The sequence below is a fragment of the Allohahella sp. A8 genome, assembly GCF_047946665.1.
GTDB lineage: Bacteria > Pseudomonadota > Gammaproteobacteria > Pseudomonadales > Oleiphilaceae > Allohahella.
Window position 1 is genome coordinate 4,400,179 of sequence record NZ_CP172312.1, and the last position, 24,127, is coordinate 4,424,305.

Here is a 24,127-nt window from a genome sequence, read left to right on the forward strand (position 1 = left end):
GTCTGGGCAATCAGCGGCAATCGCTCAAGAGCAGCATTTCTTGAACTTCTCACCGCTCCCACATGGGCATGGCTCGTTGCGAGCCGGCTTCAGCACACCCTGGCTTGTCTTACCCTTCAAGTAATACCAGCGCCCATCTTCGCACAGGAAGTCAGAGCGCTCCTCGAGAAAGCCGAAGCCGGCCTCCTCGCGATGGATCGCAATGAAATGCACCCAGCCAACATGCTCCTCTGACCCGCTGCTCTTGATCTGGAGCGAACAATAGTCAGGGGTATTCTTGAGCCCGAGCCGGGCAGGCCGCGTAGATGTGTGCCAGGTGTCGAGCAGATAGCCACTGTCTTTCAAAACAAATGCCGTGTATCGCGAGCGCATGAGGGCTTCTGGCGATTGCGCAGCCGCACCGGCATGTAGTGGTTGGCAACAGTCGCCATAGCTGGCGCCGCTACCGCAGGGGCAGGGGAGTAGCAAGTCAAGTGTCGAGGGGGTGGACGAGTCCAAAGGTGCGTCTCCAGCTGATCAGTACGTGCCCCCCATAATGCCACAATCTGCTAGCTCACCCATCACTGCTACCAGCGATCAGGAACCGCCGACATACGCCACTCGGTAGACGACCCCATTCGAATCGTCAGTGACCAACAGCGAACCGTCGGTATAGGTCGCAAGCCCCACCACACGGCCGAATTGAGCCTTTTCATCCTCGAGTAGAAAACCGCTTACGAAATCCTCGAATTGTTTTGGCTGACCGTTCTCGTAGCGGATGCGCACCACTTTATAACCAACTGGATTCTGCCTGTTCCAGGAGCCATGCATCGCTACAAAAGCATCACCCTGATACTCTTTTGGAAACTGTTCGCCGCGATAGAAGATCATATCGAGGCCGGCGCTGTGCGCCTCATAGGTCAGTACCGGATACTTCGTTTTCTGCTTGTAGGCTTCGTAGCTCATTTTCGGGGGCTGGTCAGCCGGGTTCTCCTTGCCTTCACCATAGATGTAGGGCCAGCCATAATCGGCGCCCGACTCAAGCATGTTGAGCTCTTCCCGCTGTTCTTCATCGCCAAGCCAGTCGATGCCGTGATCCATACCCCACATCTGGCCAGTCTCAGGGTGCCAGTCAAAACCGAGTGTGTTGCGCAGGCCCTTGGCGAATATCGTACGGCTTGAGCCATCCGGCTTGGCCTTCAGGATGGTTGCGTTCTCCTCGTTGGTCTCTGCGCAGGCATTGCAGGTACTGCCGATGGAGATATACAACTGGCCATCAGGGCCGAACTTGAGGGTACGGTTGCCGTGCTGCCCGCCATCAGGCAGATCGGTGATGATCGGCTTGAGCTCACCGAGCGTGCCGTCCTTTTTCAGGTCTGCAACGAATATCTTGTTTACCGTAGCCAGGTAGATCTGATGGTCATTGATCGCGATGCCATGCAGCTGGTCCTTTTGCGCGACCTGTTGCCTGTCGTCAGCCTTACCATCACTGTCGGTATCGCGAAGCAGGGTCACAGTGCCTTCATCACGATCCGTGATATACACGAGACCGGTATCAGTCACTGAGATCATGCGAGGCTTGTTCAATCCTTCTGCGAACTTCGTGACTTCGAAGCCAGCAGGCACCTTGAGCTGATTGACTCGCTCATCGGTGGCGTCTACGCGCGCCGGTTTGAATACATGCCCTTCTACAGTGGCTGAGATAGGCTTGCCATCCTCGACCTGTGCGAAGGCTGTGGAGGTGTAGAGCAGGGCGGCGAGGCCGTGTACATAAACAGGCCTGAATGTTGTTGTTTTCATGGGGAATGTCCGTGTGGTCAAAACTCTTGCTACGCACTCAGCAACCCCATGGTCCATCGCGCCAGTCTTCCGGGTGACTTTCGTGATTGGCGCCTCAGCACTGCTGGTATTTCCGAGTGCCCAGGTCTTCTGGCCGGCCTTGTTTTTGAAGGCTAGCCAGGCAAACATGCCTCGCCCGGATTCATGCGTGAGCAAGCGAACAGATCAATAACGAGGGTATTGAATAAAATTCGCTCAAATATCCAAACAAGGTCCTTGACGACTGTCTCAACTATCAGCACTCTTTGCACCCTCTTTTATTACGTCTGCTGGAATGGAGACTGTCATGCTAATAGGAGTTCCTCGAGAACGACGGCCCGGTGAGTTGCGTGTAGCACTCACGCCGGAAACTGCCGGACATATAAAGAAGCTCGGTCACGAGCTGATCGTCGAGAGCGGGGCTGGTGCTGGCGCCAACATCGCTGATGATCTGTACCGTGAAGCCGGTGTGGAAGTCGTTGCTGATGTGCGCGAGCTTTACCAGCGCGCTGAAATCATCCTCAAGGTGCGAGCGCCTGAACGCGAAGCGGCCGAGATCGGTGACGAAGTCGCTTTACTGCGTGAAGGCCAGACTCTGGTCAGTTTCATCTGGCCCGCCCAGAACGAAACCCTGATGAAAGACCTGGCTGAGCGTGGTGTCACTGTGCTCGCCATGGATTCCGTACCACGGATTTCGCGAGCTCAGAAGCTGGATGCGCTGAGCTCCATGGCCAACATTGGTGGCTATCGTGCTGTAGTTGAGGCGGCAAACCGTTTCGGTCGCTTCTTCACCGGTCAGATTACCGCTGCTGGCAAGGTGCCACCAGCCAAGGTTATGGTCATCGGTGCCGGTGTTGCCGGTCTGGCTGCAATCGGTGCTGCACGTGGTATGGGCGCTATCGTACGGGCATTCGACACCCGTCCTGAGGTAGCCGAGCAAGTCGAGAGTATGGGCGCCGAGTTCCTCATGCTGGACTTCAAAGATGAAGACGGTAGTGGCGAAGGCGGTTACGCCAAGGTCATGAGCGAGGAATTCATCGCGGCTGAAATGGCGCTGTTCAGAGAGCAGGCCAAGGAAGTCGACATCATCATCACCACGGCGCTGATTCCTGGCAAGCCGGCACCAGAGCTCATCACCACCGACATGGTGGAGTCGATGAAGCCAGGTAGTGTGATCGTCGATCTCGCCGCCGAGCGTGGCGGTAACTGCAAGCTGACACGCGCCGACGAAGTCGTTGTCCACAATGGTGTGACGCTGATCGGCTACACCGACCTGCCGAGCCGCATGGCTGCGCAGTCGAGCCAGCTGTACGGTACCAACCTGCGTCACTTGCTCACCGACCTCACACCTGCCCGTGACGGCGTCATCAACGTCAACATGGAAGATGAAGTCATCCGGGGCACCACCGTGATCAAGAACGGTGAAATCAGCTGGCCACCGCCGGCGCCCAAGCTTTCAGCTGCGCCGAAGCCAGCTGTAAAGAAGAAGCCTGCGCATACTGAGGCGGTTCCGGTAGAAACCGGCAAGAAGAGCGCCATGCAGACCATCATTCCGATGGCCATTGCTGCGCTGGTGCTGTTGCTGGTCGGTAGCGTCGCGCCGCCAGATTTCATGAGCCACTTTACCGTGTTCGTGCTGGCTTGCTTCGTTGGCTACCAGGTGGTCTGGAGTGTAACACCGTCGCTGCATACGCCGCTGATGAGCGTGACCAATGCGATCAGTAGCATCATCGTCATCGGTGCGCTGTTGCAGATCTCGTCGACATCAGGCGTCGTCATGTTTCTCGCCGCAATCGCAACACTGATTGCAAGCATCAACATTTTCGGTGGATTCCTGGTCACTCAGCGCATGCTGAAGATGTTCAGGAAATAGGGAAGACAGTATGAATCAGGGTATGGTTACGGCGGCCTATATCGTCGCTGCAGTTTTTTTCATCCTCAGCCTTGCAGGCTTGAGCCATCAGGAAAGCGCTCGACGTGGCAACTGGTTCGGTATCGCGGGTATGGCCATTGCCGTATTTGCGACCATCATCAGTAACGATGTTACGAATTACGGTGTGCTGATTCTCATGGTCGTGATTGGGGGCGCCATTGGTGCCTGGCTGGCAAAGCAGGTCGAGATGACGCAGATGCCAGAACTCGTGGCCATTCTCCACAGCCTTGTGGGCATGGCAGCAGTACTGGTTGGTTTTGCGACTTATCTGGATCCTGAGGCGAGCTACATTGGTGCGGCACGCACGATACACGATGTCGAGATCTTTCTCGGTATCCTCATCGGCGCACTCACCTTTACTGGTTCAGTCATCGCCTATGGCAAGCTCAGCGGCAAGGTCGGCAGCAAGCCGCTGATGCTGCCACAGCGCAAGTTCATCAACATTGGTCTGGCCGCAGGCTCACTGGTTCTGATGTTCCTGTTCCTTGGCTCGGTTGACGACGCTGGCAACGCAAGTTCGGCAGGTATGTTCTACCTGATCCTGATGACCCTGCTGGCTTTCGCGTTCGGCATCCACATGGTCATGGCGATCGGTGGTGCAGACATGCCAGTCGTTATCTCCATGCTGAACAGCTACTCCGGCTGGGCGGCAGCGGCGACCGGTTTCATGCTCTCCAACGATCTGCTGATCGTGGTTGGTGCGCTTGTCGGCTCCAGTGGTGCCATCCTCAGCTACATCATGTGCCGTGCGATGAACCGCAAGTTCCTCAGCGTCATCATGGGTGGCTGGGGTGATGCTGCCACCGTTGGTGCTGCAGGCGCAGAGCAGGAGCAGGGCGAAGTCGTCGCCATTCAGGCCGAGGAAGTGGCCGAGGCCCTGCTAGACGCCGAATCCGTCGTCATCGTGCCTGGCTATGGTATGGCTGTTGCGCATGCGCAGCACCTGGTCTCTGCACTGGTCGAGAGAATGAAGACGGCAAAGGTGAAAATCCGCTTCGCTATCCATCCTGTTGCCGGTCGTATGCCTGGACACATGAACGTGCTCCTGGCTGAAGCCAATGTACCGTATGACCTGGTACTGGAAATGGACGAGATCAACGAAGATTTGTCCAGCACGGACGTCGTCATCGTCATTGGTGCCAACGATATCGTCAATCCATCTGCCATGGATGATCCGACCAGCCCGATCGCCGGCATGCCGGTACTCGAGGTCTGGAAGGCGCGGATGGTCATCGTATCGAAGCGCGGCATGGCCACTGGTTATGCAGGCGTAGAGAACCCACTGTTCTTCCGTGAAAATACACGGATGCTCTTTGGTGATGCGAAGGACAGTCTCGGCAAGATCCTGAGCGCGCTGTAAGGCACTCAGGTTGAACACACCCGCTGGCTGCAATGGCCAGTGGGTGATTTGAAGGTCTGCTACTGCGCCAGTAGTTGCAGCAGGTTGGCCCCGGCTCGCTGATGCACAGCGGTAGTGGGATGAACTCCATCGACAAAGACATATCCGGTACACAGCGGCAGCTGCCCGTCAGCCTGACATGCGTCTTCAGTATTGGTATAGCCTAATAGGGCTGCGTCATCGATCTGATCGCTGAGGAATGCCGAGAGATCCCATTCAACAATGTCCAGGCCGTAAGCAGTTTCAAGCTCTGCAACCACTGCAGCCAACTCCCGGTTGAACTGCGCCGAAAGCTTGGCCGAGTACTTGTACATTGCCTTCGCACGTCTGGTTTCGTGCTTGTCATTGGATGCAGCAAGCAGGCCTGCGACCGTGCCATCGGTGGCTGGAACCGCGCTGATGTCCGGTGCGTTGCCCACAAGTATATGCTTGGCACCTGTGCCTATCAGTTTTTCGAGCTGAGCCTTGATAGCTTCAACGGCCTGCGTCACCCGAGCCTCCGAGGCCTTGCGGATAACCTGACGGGTCTTGCCCGAGTCTTCGCTGACAGATCCCGCCCGGATGCGCTGGGCTGCAAACAGATCATTGCCGCCGATAACCAGCACGTGAAGAGCCTCTGGATCCGACTGGAAACCATGATTCTTGAGGTAGGCGTTGATCTGCGTCGGCAGATTGGTGTCTGGCGTGCTTTCGTTTCCATCCGCATCGATGGCTATTGCGCCGCCGACCGCGTAATTGTTGCCAAGCTCCTGTCCCAGCAGGAACAGTGAGGGTGTGGCTGTGAGACCGAAAGCGCCAGTGAGCACATCAACGGCTACCGGCCCATTGGAGAACCTGGAGGGGAAAGCCGGATTGCTTGCATTGCCAGAGAATACTTTGGCATTGCCGGTGTCGGAAAGGCTGTCGCCGAAGATATAGATTTCTTCGAATGCGCTGACATTGTTTGATAAGAGAATGGCGCCGGCAAGCGGCAGGATGCGCTTGAGATACTGCTTCATTGTTATGAGCCTTGTGGACCGCAAAGGTCTCTTGTGAGATTGTTTTTGTGTTTGCAGTAGCTGCCATCAGGAATGGCGACCGCTGCTGTTAGACAATCCCACAATTCAACGGGGCGTGCTGTGAAGCCGTTGTCATTATCGGAACCCTCATGAACGAAGATCTGCCAGATGCGCGTGACGGCTTGACTCAGCCAGAACGTGTCGTGCTCAAGGTGCTCCACGATGTTCAGCGCGAACGCCAGGGTCGCCATGTGCCTACCCTCATGCTGTATGGCCGGGTCGTGGAAATCATGGACATGAGCCAGCACGAGTTCCAGGTCATCCTGAACCGGCTCGGTGTCCGGGCTAAGGGTTAGCAGAGTTGCTACTCAAGTGTGTCGGGTGTCACAAACAGCGTGATATCGCACATTTAGACGAGGCGGTGCAACTTCAGAGCCTGTCAGTATCACTGCCATAGTGACAAGAACAGGATTGATAGATGGTAAACAAGCGAACACCTCAGCAATTGGTATGGGCGACAGTATTCATGGCAGCGCTCTCGATTGTGCCAGAAATGGTTCTGGCCGCTCCGCCGGCGCTTTCTGTCAGTGGCTCCACGATAAAAGCAGGTAGCCAGGTCGCTCAGCTGAGCGGCATGAGCATGTTCTGGTCAAATTCTGGCTGGGGTGGCGAGAAGTACTACACTGCCGGCGCTGTAGGCGGCGTCAAGAAGTTCTTTGGAGGCAACCTCGTGCGGGCTGCCATGGGTGTCGAAGAAAGCGGTGGATATCTTTCCGATCGTGAAGGCAACCTTCGTCGTACTGAGGCCGTTGTCGATGCCGCCATTGCGAACGACATGTATGTCATCATCGACTGGCACTCCCATTACGCGCATGAGCACACGGCCGAGGCCGTTGAATTCTTCCAGCGCATGGCACGCAAGTACGGTAAGAACAGCAACGTCATCTATGAAATCTTCAATGAACCGAAGAACGACGTGACCTGGGCGCAGCATGTAAAGCCCTATGCAGAGCAGGTCATCAAGGCCATTAGAGCCATTGATCCGGATAACCTCATCATTGTTGGCACCACCACCTGGTCGCAGGATGTCGATCAAGCGGCGGACAACCCGATTCGCGGTTATGCCAATATCGCCTATACCTTGCACTTCTACGCAGGCACCCATGGTCAGGGATTGCGTGACAAGGCCGCGTATGCGATGAGCAAGGGGGCAGCGCTGTTCGTGACGGAGTGGGGCAGTGTAAATGCGGACGGCAATGGTGGTGTGAACCGAACCGAAACCGACCGCTGGGCTGCGTTCATGAAGCAGCACTCGCTGGGCAACGCCAACTGGGCGTTGAACGATAAGAGTGAAGGCGCCTCAGCCTTTCGTCCGGGTGCGGCGTCAAACGGTCAGTGGTCGGATAGCATGCTGACGGACTCGGGCCGCTACGTGAAAAACCTCATCCAGACCTGGCCTAACAAGACCGGCAGTGGCACGGGTGGGGGTTCTGACGGCGGTAGCGGTGGTGGTGCCGGTGGTGGTACTACCGGCGGCTATAAGGGCGTGGTGAATCTGCCCGGCCGTATCGAGGCGGAGAACTATACTGCAGCCTCGGACAAGTCATCAGGGAACGCCAGTGCGTCTTCGTCGAACTGCACCTACTACGGACTTGACGTCGACGTCCAGAATGCCTCCGAAAGCACCTGCAATATCGGCTGGACCGAAGCGGGCGAGACGCTCACCTACAAAGTCGGCGCTGCAGGCGGCACCTTCGACATCACAGCTCGTCTGGCCAGTGTGAATAACGGGCAGCGGGTGAGGGTCGATGTCAATGGCCAGCTGGCTGGTATCGTGTCGACAGACGGCGCGGGCTGGCAGGCATGGGCGAGTGAGACAATCCGGGGCGTGAACATCCCGGCCAACGCGACGGTGAAAGTGACCTTCCTCGATGGTATGACCAACCTCAACTACCTCGACATCAAACGTGCCTCGACGGGTGGCGGTGGCACGGATACTGGCGGCGAGCCAGGGAATGGCTCGGTCAACTGCACGATTGGGCAGAAAGATGCCTGGGGCAATGTCTTCGTCCTGAACGGCATTGAAGTAAAGAACTCGGGCGATCAGCCCGTGTCGAACTGGAAAGTCGCCGTGGATTTCCCACAGCCCGTGCAGGTTCTTGAAAACTGGTCATCGAAGGTGGTGTCGGTTTCTGGCAGGCGAGTAATCTTCGAAGGCGTCAGTTACAACAGCCGTCTCAGCCCGAACCAGTCTGCCAGTTTCGGCTTCAAGGGTTCACAGAGCGGCGATATCAGCAAGGCTACCTGCAGCGCACTATAGTCGATAGCCGGGCGCCTGCAACAGGCGCCTGGCCATGATGGACGCAGCGCCATGATTTTTGTCAGCTTTCTGGCTGTGGAACGTCTGCCGCCCAGTCGCTATCGTATCCTCTCTAACGAATGACCAGCATCTTTCAGAGGAGAGCATCATGTTCAAGAGTGTCAACCCCGCCACAGGTAAGCAGATAGCGACCCATCCTGAACTGACCAAAAGCGAAATAGAGACGAAGCTCGGCAAGGCTGCCTCGGCATATAAGGCTTGGCGCCAGACTGGCATTGACGAACGAACGAAGCTCCTTATAAAGATTGCTGATCAGTACGAGGCCAATAAGGAACGGCTTGCCCGCATGGCAACCGAAGAGATGGGCAAGACGCTCAAAACTTCGATTGCTGAAGTTGAAAAATGTGCTGCGCTGTTCCGTCATTATGCCAAGGCAGGGCCAGCCATGCTCGAGCCGGAGCGTTGGGAGCTGGCAAGTGGTGGCACTGCCGAAGCGAGATGGCTCCCGCAGGGTCCAGTGCTGGCTATCATGCCCTGGAACTACCCGTACTGGCAGGCGGTGCGCTTTCTCGCACCGACGATTCTGGCTGGCAATGTGGCACTGTTGAAACATGCCAGTATCGTCCAGGGCGTGGCAGGGCTGATGGAAGATATGATGCGTGATGCCGGGGCGCCCGAGGGTTTGTTCCAGAATCTTGCGATCAAGTCTGATGCGGTCGCCGATATTATTGCGGACGATCGGGTAACCGCCGTCACGCTCACCGGTAGTGAGGGTGCAGGGCAGGCCGTCGCCAAGCAGGCCGGTGAACAGCTGAAGAAAGTCGTGCTGGAGCTTGGCGGCTCGGATCCGTTCATTGTCATGCCTTCAGCGGATCTGGATAAGGCCGTGCAGCACGCTGTGAAGGGGAGAACCCAGAATACGGGCCAGTCCTGCATCTGTGCCAAGCGAATGATCGTTCACACTGATATCTATGACGACTTCATGGACCGATTTGGCGAGGCTATGAAAGCCGTGAAAGCCGGTGACCCGATGGACGACGCCACCGACATGGGGCCGCTCTCGAGCCTCGATCAGCGAGACACCGTGATCGATCAACTGGAGCAGGCGAAGAAGAATGGTGCCAAGCTGCTGTTCGGAGGCGAGCGGCTGGCAGGCGATGGAGCGTATCTGACCGCGGGCATTCTGACCGATGTCGATCCGGAAGGGCCGGTTGCCTCGGAAGAAATCTTCGGTCCCATTGCCATGGTGTTCCGCGCGAAAGATATCGATGATGCCATTCATCTTGCGAACAACATTCCCTTTGGTCTTGGCTCGTCTGTCTGGACCAGAGACAAGGCTGAGCAGGAGCGCTTCATTCGCGACATCGAAGCAGGTATGACCGCCGTCAATCAAATGCTCGCCTCTGCACCGGAAGCCCCTTTCGGTGGCATCAAGCGCTCAGGCCACGGACGCGAGCTTGCCCGCTTCGGACTCCGTGAATTCATGAACCTGAAGACTGTGATGCTGCCGGAGTGAGCATGGACAGATCTGTCGCGGCTTCCTACCTGGGTGCTTTGATCGGCCTCTTTTTGACGGTTGGCCTGTCCGCCTGTTCGAGCCGATTTCTTGAACCGGATCCGAGATTTGCCCGGCTGGCATCCGAACTGGAAAACGCGGGATACGCGAGCCAGTCAGCGCCGGTAAACTCGCGTGAATGGGTCGAGCTTATCAATAGCGGACTCGAGTATGGCCACACCCTATTTTACAGCTCTTCCGAGAGGCGTTGGGTTCTTGCCAGTCGCGATGTCCAGTTCGATCTGTTCGAGTTCAGCCAGCTCGACGAAGAGAAGGTGCGCGCAAGACTGAGTTTGCCTGGCAGGGAAGGCAGCGACTCAGGCGGTAATACTGCGTCCAATGAGGTACATGCGAAAGTGAGGCCTGATGCGGAGCCGATACGACGGCTGTTCCGCAGTGGCCATACCGATGAAGAATATATGCTTCGGCTGCCAATGCGGGAGTCTTCTGGTGCGATCAATGGTGCAAAAATTCTTCGATATCTAGCTGCTTCAAAGCCATCCCCAGCCTAAGGTTTGGTGACTGGTGCTAATCAGAAATGAGCGCCAGTTCAAGATCTTACGAAAAAATTATGTTCGCCCCGCAATACCTATCCGAGCCCATTGACCTGGATTGTCCTAACTTTCTACTATGCCCGCGGCTGTGCAAGGGAAGTCAGCACACTCCTAAAAAACAAGGCTTACAGGGAAGGTCGTATCTTGGAAAAGCGTTATTTTACCGCGGCTGTTGTGGTTGCTGCTTTACAGTTTGGTCTCTCTGGCTGCAGCGGAAGTGAAGATGACGAAACGGCGGGTGAGAACAACCGTAACTCCCGATTTGCGACCTCAAACAGACTCGGCCACGACAGCCCTTCGGCACTTCAGATCAGAGCTTACAAGCCGGGTGTGTTGAACGAGGACAAATTGCCGCAGGTCACTTCAGAAACACTGCGTATTCTCGATTTTCTTCGCCGGCGCATGAGTAACGAACTCTCCCGCATCTCGCCTGCGGACCCTGCGCAGCTTGCCCACAGTCGGAACCTGGCTGCGGAGCTCGACCTCTCTCATCAGCTCTGTGCTCGTGGCGGACAGGCGCGAGCAACTCTTCTGGCCGGACCCCGTTTCAACTACGGCGACGGTCAAATCTTGCTTGGGGCAGGCGCACGGCAGCGCACAGAAATGAATTATTGTGTAGGTCCGCTGAGCGAGTCGTATCTTCAGGTCGGCAGCTTTACAGCCGAAGTCATCAGTGGTCTGATCGGTCAATCGTTGGAATTCGTCAGTGAAAGCGGTCAGATAACACTGATGTACGATCGGTATGGCAGTCTGAACAGTTCTCGTACCGGCAGTTATCAGCAGGGTGACATCCGGTATACTTTGCACTCGCCCCTGAAACTGGCGCTTTCGGGTCAGTCGTACCTGGAAATGCCACTCGACAGCCGCCGGCTGGAATTCGGTCTGTACGATTTCACTCTTGCGCTCGAGAAGCAGCCAGCGAACTATGAGCAGGAAGATGGTCAGCTGAACAGCCCGGCCCCCTTCAGGATAGGGCTGGGCAGTTTGGGTGAGGACTATAGCATCGAGCTATCTTCCCCGCTGATGTACAACTCGTCAGTGGAGAGTTTCTGGTCGGGCACGATCCTGCTGCGAGATGGGAGTTCGACCCTCAAGCTGGAAATTTACGACGGCTACACCGAATATCATTTCGACGCTGCGAGTGACGGCAGCTTTGAAACGGTGCAGGTGCTCTGAGGTTCATCGCATATGCTGGACGGAGGACGTGCGAAAGGCTTCAGGGAAGTTGTTGGCAATGACCCTGCGGATCACGGGCGCGAACTTCTTGATGACCAGTCTGGAGCCATATTGACTCAGGTGATGACTATCTGAATAAACGGGATGTCTGCGATCGACAACCGTCACGCAGCGACCTTGCTGGCACAGCGCACCGAACGGATTGAGGAAGGTGAAGCTCTGGCTTTTCGAAGCGAAGGCTTCGAGGGACTTGTTGAACTGCCGCTCCCGTTTCAGTCTCCCGTCTTCGATTGGCGTGGTAAAGAGCGTGTCCGGCTTCGCCATGGTGCGGCTGAGTGCTGGCCGGGTCAGCTGATCCATGATATCGACCTGCGCGGTGCCAGGCACATTGCCAATCACGATGAGCTCCGCGTCCCCAAGCATGGACTTGAGCTCCAGTAGACCCTCTCGCACATCTGTCAGATCAATCTGTCGACCCGCCTTCTCACCCTCGGCAGTCAGGCGGTCGGCGAAGGCAATCTGGAAAAGCCAGAATTGCGAAAGTATCACCACAGGCGTCTTGCCCGCCTGCTTTGCCTGTTCGACGTAATCAAGAGCCTCCCTCAGGCCGCCAGGACAGGCACGGTCCCAGTCCATTCCTGCGCTCTTGCGGGTGAACCCTGGCAGATGCAGGCAACTGTCGTTTGCCGCTGCATACAGGCTGAGTCCCGCTGGCTCCGCGATGATTTCCTGAAGACCATTAATGTAGTGCCTGGCATGGCTGTCCCCCATGATAATGATGTCAGGGATATTCTCGAGGCTGACTACCTGTCCCGAGTTGGCGAAGCCCGCGCCACCAGTGAAGGCCTTCGGAAATGCGCTGCCGTAGGCCACGTATTCGCTGCCGATCGAGGTGTCGATCCGCCAGGACCAGCCCTTGCTGAGACTCATGCTGAGACCCGCAACGCCGAGTGCGGCCAGACCTGCAAGTGGCAGTAGGCGTAGGCGACGGTGCAGCCCGCCCGCCTGTGCTTTGTCGTCGTACGTCCCGAACCCAAAACGCCAGGGTGTTTCGACGAATTTGTGTAGTAGCCATCCCAGCACAATCGACGCCAGTCCGAGCACGATGACTGCGAACATTGAGAGTTCCGCATGCGCCTGAACATATTTGGTGAATACGATGAGTGGCCAATGCACCAGATACAGTGAGTAGCTGATCAGCCCAAACCAAAGCGCGAAAGGGTTGGTGAGCACCTGGCGGCCTCGTGCCTCTCCGCCGGCATAGATAATCATGGCCGCAGCTATGCAGGGCACGACTCCGAAGAACGAGGGGAACAGCATCCATTCGCGATAGCGGTAAAAGCAGGCTGCCAATGCTGCCAGACCAAGCCAGAAAATTGCATCGACCACGATCTGCTGGCGGACCCTGATGTTTATCGCCCAGACGAGTCCGGCACCGATGGCGAACTCGAAAATCCGGAAAGGCAGCAGAAAGAAAATCGTATTCTTGCCATCGGTGAAGGGTTCGAGGCGGGTAAACATCGCATCGATGAGCGCCGTCTGGCCATCTGAAAACACGACATTCAGGTAGAGACTGAATGCTGTCAGCAGGGCGAGCAGCGCCGGCATCCAGCGCATCAGTCCCGCCTTGAAGCAGAGAAGCATGGTCACAGGCCACAGCAGGTAAAATTGCTCTTCGATGCTCAGACTCCAGGTATGTAAGAGTGGTTTGAGCTGGGCCGCAAAGTCGAAGTAGCCGCCTTCGGTGAAAAAATAGATGTTAGACAAACTGAGCAGCGCAGACACCACAGAGGCGCCATAGCGCTCCAGGTGCATCGGTGAGAGCAGCAGTACAGCGCCGAGCGTAGTGAAGGCCAGTACCGTCAGGAAGGCTGGTGCGAGCCGCCAGAGCCGGCGGATGTAGAAGCGTTTGAAGTCAAGACGGTTCGAGCTTTCGATCTCACGCTTGATGAGCGCGGTGATGAGAAAGCCACTGATGACAAAAAAAACGTCGACGCCCACGAAGCCGCCCCGAATCCAACTCAGGTCGAGGTGGAACAGCAGCACGCTCAGGACAGCGACAGCGCGAAGGCCATCAATATGAGGCATGTATTTAAGGTGCTGCGACATGGTAGATCTGGGTCTATCCGAAAATGGTCGAGAAACAATTCCTCGGGGGACGTGAACTATAAAGTTTCGTAATGTTCTAAACCATCGCCTGCTGCTCGTTTTGACAACCCTTTAACATAAGTGTCATCAAATCCGGCCATATCGCATCGATTCGAGCTGATTTGGGCTTGGCAGCCTAGATCATCGAAAAATCTGGTGCGCCCAGGTAGTCAGTCCTGAGGTCACGCTACCGAATGCGTCACCTACGACGATGTCCACACCGGGATAGTGAGTACGTATCCACGACTCGACGACCGGCGAGCGGGCTGAACCCCCGGTGACATACACCACGTCTGGCCTCACACCGGCTTGTGCTTCGGCTTCTTTCATCAGCGAGATGAAGAGCTTGAGCTCCTTTTCGATGGCATCACGTAGTTGATCACGGGAGATATCGATACCTAGATCCATCTCCACATAGTCCAGTGAAACGTCTACCCGCGCCTGGTCCGTCAGCGCAATCTTGGCCATTTCTGCGCTGCGGCTCAGTCGATGGCTCAGACGTTCTCCTTGCAAAGTGATAAGACGAGAGAACTTCTGCTTGTCGACCGCCGCCCTTAGAAAGCTATGCAGGCTCGCAGCCTCCTGTCGTGACGCGAACTCGGCCTGTAAATTGACGTCATTGACGGCTATGGGTTTCCAGAACAGTGAGTTTGGCAGGGGCAGGCCGCTTCGTTGAGATGTGCCCCGACCAAATAAGGGCATGAGACGCTCGAATGCCAGCTTGATGTCCAAATCAATCCCACCGACACGATTACCTGCATAACCGAGCACTGAACTCAACCTGTCGCTGCGCCCCCTGAAAGTTGGGCCAATTTCGACCATCGAGCAGTCCGTGGTGCCGCCACCAATATCAAGCACCAGAACTATGGTGTCCTGCTGTAGCTGCCGCTCATAGTCGAGCGAAGCCGCTACAGGTTCCATCAGGAACTCGATTTGCTCGAATCCAGCCGAAATAGCTGCCCGCTCCATCAGATTGAGCGCTTGCGCGTTACCATCCGCTTTGTTGCCGTGGAAATTAACCGGGCGGCCCAGGACGATGCTGGTGATCTGATCATCAGCTTCACCTTCACCTTCGGCTGTGGTCTTGATATGGGAAAGCATGCGCGTGACGATTTCGGAGAAAAGCTCGAGCTGTGGCGTCTCCAGATCCGCGCCGAGGAATGATTTCGGTGACTTCATGAAGTAGCCGCTCAGCGGATCTTCAGCATGGCGCTCGATGGCAGCTTCACCAAAAAAGATTTCGCTATCGGCATATAGCGCCGACCGTATGGTTTCTGACTCACTTTTCCTCTGGGCACGCTCTTCCAGCTCGCGGCGCATGAGACCTCGTTCGATGTTCTCGATTTCGGCAGCGGTGAGCTCGCGCACGCTGCCAGCTTCCCTGGACTGCTGTCGGTTCAGTGCGGTGGCTCTACTGACTCTCAGGGCAAGCTCGTCTTCGTCTATGCGCCCGACTGCTACGTGCGTGCGCGAGGTATAGATAGCTGAGGGGAGGCGAGTGCTGCCATTTTCGAGCGGCACCAGTAGAGGGGCATCGTTTTCCCACTTGCCGATGGAGCAATTCGAAGTGCCAAAATCTATGCCTGCGTACATGACGGTGGGGGATCTCCTGCTGGTTGGACGACTACTGAACCGCGCAGGATACCAAATATCGCGGGGCAGGGTCGGCTGAGCTGAGTGGCGGGTGCGCTCGCCTCGAGGGAATTTGGCCCCGCCCTTGTTACAGCGCAGCATTCCTCCTATAGTCCAGATAATGAAAATTGTCGGCACATCATAGCCCTATCAATCAAAGCCCAGTTCTCATCTGATCGATGCTGGCTGGATGCACATACAAAGATGTACAGAACAGGAAGCTGAATTGCGACGCCCTCGACCAGCCACCAGAAACCCTGATAGCAAAGCCGGTAGCGTACGTTATCCGTTCTTTCCAGACCCGCCGTCACCCCTTTAACTCTGATTGTTTAGGCAGAGCGTCCGGAAATCGCTCTGAGAAGCTATAATCTGGCTCAATTGATCATCATCGGGTCGCGAAACGGACAGGAAATCGAATGAAGCTCCTTTTTATCGCCTTGCTACCCTGGCTGGGGGCACTGGTGCCACTGTTTGGCGAGCGCTTTGGGCGCACGACATGCGCCTGGATGACTGCGGTCGCCCCTGGCATTGCGCTGGCCGTGACGCTGTGGGTTCTGCCGACGGTTTTCGCTGGTGAATTGGTTCAGACAAGCTATCAATGGGTGCCTCAGCTCGGGCTGAGCTTTGCCTTCAGACTCGATGGGCTTGCGCTGCTGTTTGCAATCCTGATTCTCGGTATCGGCCTGCTTGTCATCCTCTACGCGCGTTACTACTTGTCGGAAAAGGATTCGCTAGGACGATTTTTCAGCATGCTGATGCTGTTCATGGGCGCCATGCTCGGTATCGTGCTGTCCGACAACCTCATACAGTTGTGGATGTTCTGGGAGCTCACGAGCATCAGTTCATTCCTGCTGATCAGCTTCTGGTGGCAGCGATCCTCAAGCCGAAAAGGCGCACGGATGGCGCTCACAGTCACCGGTGCAGGTGGGCTGGCCTTGCTGGCAGGACTGTTGCTTATTGGCGAGATGGTCGGCAGCTACAGTCTTCAGGTGGTGCTGGACAGCGGTAATCTGCTTCGTGAACATGAATGGTATTCGGCAGCGCTGGTGCTGGTACTGCTCGGCGCATTCACCAAATCAGCTCAATTTCCCTTCCATTTCTGGCTCCCGCACGCCATGGCAGCGCCGACGCCGGTTAGCGCCTATCTTCATTCCGCGACAATGGTGAAGGCCGGTATATTCCTGCTGGCGAGGTTCTTCCCGGTGCTTTCCGGCACCGAACTCTGGGTTGTCCTGGTGAGCGGAGCTGGTTTGTGCACCCTGCTGCTCGGTGCGTATTTTGCCCTCTTCAAGCATGATCTGAAGGGCTTGCTGGCATATTCCACCATCAGCCACCTGGGTCTTATCGTACTGCTGTTCGGGCTCAGTACCCAGCTCGCCGCTGTGGCCGCAGTGTTCCACATCATCAATCACGCAACCTTCAAGGCCTCATTGTTCATGGCCGTCGGCATCGTCGATCATGAAACCGGCACACGCGACATGCGCAAGATCAACGGTATGCTCAAGTACATGCCGTATACCGCGGTGCTCGCCATGGTGGCGGCGTCGGCCATGGCTGGGGTGCCATTGCTGAACGGCTTTCTCTCGAAGGAAATGTTTTTCGCAGAGACGCTGGCGCAGGATCTGTTCGGTGCCTTCTCCTGGGTCATTCCCGTACTCGCAACGGTGGCGGCCATATTCTCGGTCGCCTATTCACTTCGATTCATTCACGATGTGTTCTTCAACGGCGAGCCGATTGATCTCCCCAAGACGCCGCACGAACCCCCACGGTATATGCGGGTGCCGATAGAGATCCTGGTGGCCATCTGTCTGGCGGTCGGCGTCTTTCCGGATCTTGCCGTATACGACCTTCTGCGTTCTGCTTCAAGTTCGGTATTAGGTACCGAGGTGCCTCAGTTCAGTCTGGCCGTCTGGCATGGCTTCAATCTGCCTCTGCTCATGAGCGCCGTGGCATTGCTTGGCGGCCTGGCAGTATATGCCTCACGCGCTCAACTGTTCCGCTTTCAGGCGCGCTTCCGGGAGCCTGATGCCAATCTGGTGGTCGAGCGGGAAATCCAGCGTTTTGTCAGACTATGTCAGCGCCTGACGCTGGGCCTCGAAAACGGTTCGTTGCAGCGGTACCTCGGGCTGCTCTTCCTGGCTACGCTTATCATGATGGGCTCTGTGCTGATCAATCTGGTGCCGCTAGCCGGCAGCCGCGAAATGCTGCCTCTTGACGGCGTCGCAATTACTGCCGCAGTACTCCTGGCTGCCTCGACCCTGCTGACGGTGCTGTGGCACAACCAGCGGCTGGTTGCGTTGCTGATGCTGTCGGTCGTGGGGCTGATTGTCTCCATCGTTTTCGCCCGCTTCTCTGCGCCGGATCTGGCAATGACACAGTTAGCGGTCGAAGTTGTCACCATCATTCTGCTGATCCTTGCGCTATTTTTCCTGCCGCAGGAGATGCCTCGTGAATCAACCCAATCGCGGGTGTTGCGGGATATCGTGCTGGCCGTGCTGAGTGGAACAATGATCGGTGGCGTCTGCTACGCGCTCATGACCCGGCCGCTAACAAGCATTGCGGATTTCTTTCTTGCCGAGAGCAAGCCAGGCGGCGGTGGAACCAACGTGGTCAATGTCATACTGGTAGATTTCAGAGGCTTCGATACCATGGGTGAGATTACCGTGCTGGGTATAGCGGCTCTTGGTATCTACAAGTTGCTCATGCACGCGAAGCTGTTTCTGCCCACCCGCGACGCCTTTGGTCGGGCTTGGGCGAAGGATAAGCATCCTCCATTACTCGCCACAGTGGCGCAGAGTCTGTTGCCACTGGCGCTGCTGGTATCCGTATTCATATTCCTGCGAGGGCATAATCTCCCGGGCGGTGGATTCATAGCGGGATTGATCACCTCTGTCGCAATCATCCTGCAGTACCTCGCGCATGGCGTAGAGTGGATCAAGGGGCGGTTGAAGCTTAATTATCAGACGCTGATTGCCTGCGGCCTGCTAATTGCCACGTTGACCGGGATGGGCAGCTGGCTCTTCGGAAAGCCCTTCCTGACATCCTGGTTTGACTATTTCGAGTGGCCATTGGTCGGCGAGTTCGAACTGGCCAGTGCAATTGCCTTTGATCTCGGCGTTTACCTTACGGTGGTGGGTGCTACGGTGTTGATACTGGCGAACCTGGGTAAGTTCAGCACGCCGTTTCGTGATGCAGCACCAGACCAGATCGATGATCGTCACTCGACGCTGAAAAAGGAGATGCGGTAGATGGAAGCGTTGTATGCATTCTGTGTGGGCCTGCTTACAGCCTGCGGTGTTTTCCTCGTGCTTCGGAGTCGGACCTTCCCTGTCGTGATGGGGCTGACTTTGCTGGCATATGCGGTCAACCTCTTCCTGTTCGCGTCTGGTCGCCTGGTAGAAGGTGGGGTGCCAGTAGTGGGTCAATCAGCTATCTATGCTGATCCGCTGCCCCAGGCGCTGGTGTTGACGGCCATAGTGATCGGCTTTGCCATGACCGCCTTTGTGGTCATCCTTGCGTTGCGGGCGAGGGCCGACCTGGGGAATGACCACGTCGATGGCCGTGAAGAGCAGAGCCATGGGGAGCCGAACTGATGCAACATGGGGCAATATTACCCATTCTGATTCCGCTCATCGTCGGCATACTCCTGATCTTGCCCGCGATGCACAAGTCGGTCTGGCGTCAGCGCTGCGCTTCCCTGATCGCGTCGGCATCGGTGCTGATGATATCGATCTGGCTTCTGATTCAGGCATCAACCGGCGAGATTACCATTTATGCGCTAGGCGATTGGCAGCCGCCCTACGGCATCATCCTGGTGCTCGACCGGCTCAGTGCGCTGATGCTTGTATTGACCAGTCTCCTGGGCTTTTCTGCGATTCTCTATGCCTGCCATAGCGATGATACGACCGGCAGTTTCTTCCACGTGCTCATGCAGTTCCAGCTGATGGGACTCAACGGCGCCTTCCTCACTGGAGACCTGTTCAACCTTTTCGTGTTCTTCGAAATACTGCTTATCGCTTCATACGCATTGGTTATTCATGGCGGTGGGAAACAGAAGACAAGGGCCAATGTGCACTATGTCATTCTAAACCTCGTTGGCTCCAGTCTGTTCCTCTTCGCACTCGGTATTCTCTATGGCACGCTCGGCACCCTGAACATGGCCGATATGGCCAGCAAGGTGGCGACAGTGCCCGCTGAGGATCAATCCCTGGTAGAGGCGGGTGCATTGTTATTGCTGGTGGTCTTTGGCCTGAAGGCTGCCGCTTTTCCATTATATTTCTGGCTGCCTCGCACTTACGCAGCTGCGGTTGCCCCGGTAGCAGCCCTTTTCGCCATCATGACCAAAGTGGGCATCTATTCGATGCTACGGGTCTTCACCTTGGTATTCGGTGAAGATGCAGGTGCGCTCAGCAACCTGGCAATTTTCTGGCTGTGGCCGGCTGCGGTGATTACGATATTTGCGGGCGCAGTCGGCGTCATGGCGGCGCAGGATATGCGTACACAAATTGCGTATCTGGTAGTGGTTTCCATCGGCACCTTGCTTGGCGCCATGGCGCTGAACTCCGAAGACGCAACGGCCGCACTGCTGTATTACCTGATCCATACCACCATGGTAAGTGCAGGGCTCTTCCTGCTTGTCGACCTCATTGCCAGACAGCGGGGGCAGGCGGGTGATCGTATCGTCGGAACCCATCCGCTGGCGCAGCCGCTACTGCTCGGGGGCATGTTTTTCCTCGGCGCGATAGCCATCGTCGGCATGCCACCTTTCTCAGGATTCATCGGCAAGGCGTTGCTGCTAAAGGCGACAATGGGCGTTACTGACAAGCTGTGGCTCTGGCCGCCGCTGCTGCTATCGAGTCTGATGGTACTGATCGCTCTGTCCAGAACCGGGACCACCGTATTCTGGCGAGTAAGCAAAGGCGCCACCAAGGCGGAGCCGGCGGCACCAGGCAAGGTGGTGGCTACGCTCTTACTGCTATCAGCGGCCCCGCTCCTAGCCATTTTTGGCGGGTCGGTCGCGGAATATACTGCAGCCACTGCAGCGCAGCTGCACGCACCGGGGGACCTCGTTCGACAAATCCTGCCAGGTGTTTCTGCGGCAGGAGGTGTTCGGCCATGAGTCTGTTTAGAACGATCGTTCCCCGTCCAATGCTCAGCCTGTTGCTCTGGACAGTCTGGCTGTTGCTGAATAACACCGTCGCATTTGGGCACGTCCTGCTCGGCCTGATCCTGGCCATTGGCATCCCCCGGTTAACCTATCATTTCTGGGATCCACAGGCAGACGTGAAGAAGCCGCTGTTGATGGTGAAGTTTATTATCATACTCGTGTTCGACATCATCATAGCCAATCTCGAGGTGGCACGACGGATACTCGGGCCGAGTAAGGCGCTGCGTCCGGCATTCTTTGAATACCCGTTGGCGATCAAAGGCGACTTCCCCATTACCATTCTTGCCAGCACTATCTCGCTGACGCCGGGCACGGTGAGCGCACAACTGTCCGGTGATAGGAGCCGACTGCTGGTTCATGGTCTGCATGTCGATGATGTGCCGGCTGCCATCGAGCAGATCAGGCAGCGCTATGAGGCGCCGCTACAGGAGATCTTTGGATGTTGAACTGGATAATCACCGCTGCCTTCGCGCTGCTGTGCCTTGCGCTTCTGCTGAATCTCTGGCGTCTGATCATCGGTCCGGATCCGTCCGACAGAATACTGGCGCTGGATACCATGTATATCAATAGCATTGCACTTATCCTGCTGTATGGGATCTGGCAGGATACGCCGTTATTTTTCGAGGCGGCGCTATTGATTGCCATGTTGGGATTCGTGAGTACCATCGCTGTGTGCAAGTACCTCTTGCGCGGCGACATCATCGAATAGGGTGGTTGAAATGAGTGGAACACTGCAGATTATCGTGGCCGTCTTCATCCTGATAGGCGCCGTTTTCGCCCTCATCGGATCTGTGGGCCTGATCAGGTTGCCGGACTTCTTTACCCGGCTCCATGGTCCAACCAAGGCCACTACGCTGGGTATCGGCGCGATGCTGATCGCCTCGACCATCCATTTCACCGCTCAGTCGGGTAGTCTGAGTGTGCATGAGCTATTGATCACGCTGTTCCTGTTCATCACTGCGCCGATTACCGCACATATGCTGGCGAAAACAGCGTTGCATCATCATCTCGACGTCATGAAGCCCACTCAGGGTGAGGACACGCTGAAACGGAACCGCGATAGCTGATACTTCTTTGGAAGGGTGTTTGGCGGGCGGGTTAGAGTGGACGCTGACAGCAGGCGCTGTCAGCGTTGAGCAAAGACTGTAGGCCGATCAGGCCCCAGTCAGTTTCTCCAGCACAGCGTTGAAGGTCTGACTCGGCCGCATGGCCTTCGCCACCAGCGTTTCGTCGGGCAGGTAATATCCACCGATATCTACTCGCTGTCCCTGCGCGTCCTTCAGCTCCTGAAGAATCTTCTCCTCCTGCTCTGAAAGCGCTTTGGCAATTGGCTTGAATCGTTCTGCCAGGTCCTTGTCTTCAGTTTGTGCTGCAAGCGCCTCGGCCCAGTAGAGTGTCAGATAGAAATGACTGCCGCGATTATCCAGCTCGCCTGGCATGCGCCGTGGCGCCCGGTCCAGCTCCAGATGCTTGCCGGTGGCCTGATCCAGTGTCTTCGCCAGGATCTCGATCTGTGTGTTGCCCGTTTTCTGACCGAGATCTTCGAGCGACACCGCCAGCGCCAGGAACTCACCGAGTGAATCCCAGCGCAGGTGGCCCTCTTCAGTGAATTGCTGCACATGCTTGGGTGCAGAGCCGCCAGCGCCGGTTTCGAACAGCCCGCCGCCCTTCATCAGCGGCACGATCGATAGCATCTTGGCGCTGGTGCCGAGTTCGAGGATCGGGAACAGATCGGTGAGATAGTCACGCAGTACGTTGCCAGTGACCGAGATCGTATCCTGGCCCATGATCAGGCGCTCCATGGTCAGACGGATGGCCGCTACTGGCGAGCGAATGGTGATGTCAGCGCCAGTCAGATCCAGTTCCTGCAGATAGCGCTCGACCTTGGCCTGCAGCTGACGATCGTGAGCCCGCTTGGGATCGAGCCAGAACACTGCGGGCATGCCCGAGAGCTTGGCGCGATTCACGGCGAGTTTGACCCAATCACGAATCGGCTCGTCCTTGGTCTGACACATGCGCCAGATATCGCCTTTTTCGACCTCGTGCTCCATCAGCACGGTGCCTTTCCGATCGACCACACGAACGACACCATCACTCTTGAGCTCGAAAGTCTTGTCGTGTGAACCGTATTCTTCTGCCTGCTGGGCCATCAATCCGACATTGGGCACTGTGCCCATGGTGGTCGGGTCGAACGCGCCGTTTGTTTTGCAGAAGTTGATCACCTCCTGATAGATGCGAGCATAGGTGCTTTCAGGAATCACGGCCTTGGTGTCTTTCAACTTGCCGTCCGCACCCCACATTTTGCCTGAGCTGCGGATCATGGCGGGCATGGATGCGTCGACGATAACGTCGCTTGGCACATGCAGGTTGGAGACGCCTTTGTCCGAATCAACCATGGCAATTTCGGGTCGGTCGCGATAGCACTTGCGAATCTTCGTCTCGACTTCCGAACGCATGGAGTAGGGCAGGGCTTCGATCTTCTGATGCACGTTCGCAAGCCCGTTGTTCGGGTTCACGCCGAGCTGATCGAAGAGTTCGCCATACTTCTCGAAAAGCTCCTTGAAATAGACGGTAACCGCGTGGCCAAACACGATGGGATGCGAGACCTTCATCATGGTGGCTTTTACATGCAGCGAGAACAGCAGGTTGGTCTGCTTGGCATCTTCCATCTGTTCTTCGAAGAACTTGCGCAGGGCTTTCACGCTCATGAACATGGCGTCCACGACTTCACCTGCGAGGACTGGCGTTTCTGCCTTGAGCACATCGACCTGGCCGTCAGGCTTGACCAGCTCGATTCGCAGCACGTCATCCTGCTCCATGACCACTGACTTCTCGCTTGAATAGAAGTCACCTTTACGCATGTGTGCAACGTGGGTCTGCGACGCCATGCTCCACTGACCCATTGAGTGAGGAAACTTGCGAGCGTAGTTCTTCACTGAAGTCGGTGCGCGTCGGTCGGAATTTCCTTCTCTCAGCACCGGATTCACCGAGCTGCCGAGCACCTTGCCATAGCGCTGACGGATTTCCCGGCTGGCGTCATCGTCGGCCTCATCAGGGAAATCGGGGATCTTGTAGCCCTTCGCCTGTAACTCGGCGATAGCCGTGCGGAGCTGGGGGATTGAGGCAGAGACATTCGGCAGCTTGACTATGTTCGCCTCAGGTTTGAGCGTTAGTTCGCCCAGCTCGGCCAGGGCATCAGGTACGCGCTGGTCTTCTTCGAGATAATCTGAAAAGGTAGCCAGTATACGGGCGCCGAGCGATATATCGCTCAACTCGATCTGTACGCCGGCGGGCGCGGTAAATGCCCTGATAACTGGCAGCAACGAATAGGTTGCCAGCATTGGGGCTTCATCGGTCTTGGTGTAGTGAATTGTGTTCACGGAACCTGTCATGGTACTTCGCCTAGGAGTCGGGGGCGCGGTAAGGGTGGCCACGCCGGTACAGCGAT

19 protein-coding genes are annotated in these 24,127 nt (G+C 56.5%); 13 read left to right on the forward strand and 6 right to left on the reverse strand.

The genetic code is table 11. The annotated features are described in order from the left end of the window. Positions 1–24: 24 nt before the first annotated feature. Positions 25–498, reverse strand: a complete 474-nt coding sequence (locus ACH3PB_RS19710; protein WP_416397196.1) for a YchJ family protein — start codon at positions 496–498, stop codon at positions 25–27. Positions 499–576: 78 nt separating this feature from the next. Continuing rightward, a complete protein-coding gene (locus ACH3PB_RS19715; RefSeq protein WP_416397197.1) occupies positions 577–1,779 on the reverse strand; it encodes a PQQ-dependent sugar dehydrogenase in 1,203 nt (400 codons plus the stop codon). Positions 1,780–2,104: 325 nt separating this feature from the next. Here ACH3PB_RS19715 and ACH3PB_RS19720 point away from each other — a divergent pair, with 325 nt between their 5' ends. Then, positions 2,105–3,670 carry a Re/Si-specific NAD(P)(+) transhydrogenase subunit alpha gene (locus ACH3PB_RS19720; RefSeq protein ID WP_416397198.1) on the forward strand — a complete coding sequence of 522 codons (1,566 nt, stop codon included), beginning with the start codon at positions 2,105–2,107 and terminating at the stop codon, positions 3,668–3,670. Positions 3,671–3,680: 10 nt separating this feature from the next. Further along, complete coding sequence (gene pntB / locus ACH3PB_RS19725) at positions 3,681–5,090, forward strand: Re/Si-specific NAD(P)(+) transhydrogenase subunit beta (RefSeq protein WP_416397199.1); 1,410 nt, start codon at positions 3,681–3,683, stop codon at positions 5,088–5,090. A 59-nt stretch (positions 5,091–5,149) separates the two neighbouring features. Here the strand turns inward: pntB and ACH3PB_RS19730 are convergent, their stop codons facing one another. Beyond that, complete coding sequence (locus tag ACH3PB_RS19730) at positions 5,150–6,127, reverse strand: SGNH/GDSL hydrolase family protein (protein ID WP_416397200.1); 978 nt, start codon at positions 6,125–6,127, stop codon at positions 5,150–5,152. Positions 6,128–6,276: 149 nt separating this feature from the next. Here ACH3PB_RS19730 and ACH3PB_RS19735 point away from each other — a divergent pair, with 149 nt between their 5' ends. The 5 genes from ACH3PB_RS19735 (at position 6,277) to ACH3PB_RS19755 (ending at position 11,732) form a co-directional block, all read left to right on the forward strand. Next, entirely contained in the window at positions 6,277–6,483 is a 207-nt protein-coding gene (locus tag ACH3PB_RS19735; protein ID WP_416397201.1) for a hypothetical protein, read from the forward strand. A 122-nt stretch (positions 6,484–6,605) separates the two neighbouring features. Beyond that, positions 6,606–8,447, forward strand: coding sequence for a cellulase family glycosylhydrolase (locus ACH3PB_RS19740; protein WP_416397202.1), 1,842 nt, complete (start codon positions 6,606–6,608; stop codon positions 8,445–8,447). A gap of 148 nt (positions 8,448–8,595) precedes the next feature. Then, the gene (locus ACH3PB_RS19745) at positions 8,596–9,963 is read left to right on the forward strand and encodes an NAD-dependent succinate-semialdehyde dehydrogenase (protein ID WP_416397203.1); all 1,368 of its coding nucleotides are present in this window, start codon (positions 8,596–8,598) and stop codon (positions 9,961–9,963) included. 2 nt (positions 9,964–9,965) lie between these two features. Then, on the forward strand, positions 9,966–10,514 hold the full coding sequence (locus ACH3PB_RS19750) for a hypothetical protein (protein WP_416397204.1): 549 nt from the start codon (positions 9,966–9,968) through the stop codon (positions 10,512–10,514). A 186-nt stretch (positions 10,515–10,700) separates the two neighbouring features. After that, complete coding sequence (locus ACH3PB_RS19755) at positions 10,701–11,732, forward strand: hypothetical protein (RefSeq protein WP_416397205.1); 1,032 nt, start codon at positions 10,701–10,703, stop codon at positions 11,730–11,732. 3 nt (positions 11,733–11,735) lie between these two features. Here the strand turns inward: ACH3PB_RS19755 and ACH3PB_RS19760 are convergent, their stop codons facing one another. Continuing rightward, the gene (locus tag ACH3PB_RS19760) at positions 11,736–13,820 is read right to left on the reverse strand and encodes an acyltransferase family protein (protein ID WP_416397206.1); all 2,085 of its coding nucleotides are present in this window, start codon (positions 13,818–13,820) and stop codon (positions 11,736–11,738) included. A 201-nt stretch (positions 13,821–14,021) separates the two neighbouring features. Further along, the gene (gene yegD, locus ACH3PB_RS19765; RefSeq protein ID WP_416397207.1) at positions 14,022–15,473 is read right to left on the reverse strand and encodes a molecular chaperone; all 1,452 of its coding nucleotides are present in this window, start codon (positions 15,471–15,473) and stop codon (positions 14,022–14,024) included. Between the two features lie 455 nt (positions 15,474–15,928). Between yegD and ACH3PB_RS19770 the strand changes: the two genes are divergently transcribed. Genes ACH3PB_RS19770 through ACH3PB_RS19795 form a run of 6 tightly spaced genes read left to right on the forward strand, consistent with a single transcriptional unit; the run spans position 15,929 to position 21,746 of the window. Then, positions 15,929–18,760, forward strand: coding sequence for a monovalent cation/H+ antiporter subunit A (locus ACH3PB_RS19770; protein ID WP_416397208.1), 2,832 nt, complete (start codon positions 15,929–15,931; stop codon positions 18,758–18,760). Continuing rightward, a complete protein-coding gene (locus tag ACH3PB_RS19775) occupies positions 18,761–19,105 on the forward strand; it encodes a Na+/H+ antiporter subunit C (protein ID WP_416397209.1) in 345 nt (114 codons plus the stop codon). Further along, complete coding sequence (locus ACH3PB_RS19780) at positions 19,105–20,631, forward strand: monovalent cation/H+ antiporter subunit D (protein WP_416397210.1); 1,527 nt, start codon at positions 19,105–19,107, stop codon at positions 20,629–20,631. The genes ACH3PB_RS19775 and ACH3PB_RS19780 overlap by 1 nt, the downstream gene beginning before the upstream one ends. Further along, complete coding sequence (locus tag ACH3PB_RS19785; RefSeq protein WP_416397211.1) at positions 20,628–21,125, forward strand: Na+/H+ antiporter subunit E; 498 nt, start codon at positions 20,628–20,630, stop codon at positions 21,123–21,125. Before ACH3PB_RS19780 ends, ACH3PB_RS19785 begins: the two co-directional genes overlap by 4 nt. Then, positions 21,119–21,388 (forward strand): K+/H+ antiporter subunit F, encoded by a 270-nt coding sequence (locus ACH3PB_RS19790; protein WP_416397212.1) that lies wholly within the window; start codon positions 21,119–21,121, stop codon positions 21,386–21,388. The genes ACH3PB_RS19785 and ACH3PB_RS19790 overlap by 7 nt, the downstream gene beginning before the upstream one ends. Before the next feature lie 10 nt (positions 21,389–21,398). Then, positions 21,399–21,746 (forward strand): Na+/H+ antiporter subunit G, encoded by a 348-nt coding sequence (locus ACH3PB_RS19795; protein WP_416397213.1) that lies wholly within the window; start codon positions 21,399–21,401, stop codon positions 21,744–21,746. Positions 21,747–21,833: 87 nt separating this feature from the next. Here the strand turns inward: ACH3PB_RS19795 and ACH3PB_RS19800 are convergent, their stop codons facing one another. After that, positions 21,834–24,071: an NADP-dependent isocitrate dehydrogenase gene (locus ACH3PB_RS19800; RefSeq protein WP_416397214.1), complete on the reverse strand. Its 2,238-nt coding sequence runs from the start codon at positions 24,069–24,071 to the stop codon at positions 21,834–21,836. Positions 24,072–24,127: the final 56 nt, after the last annotated feature.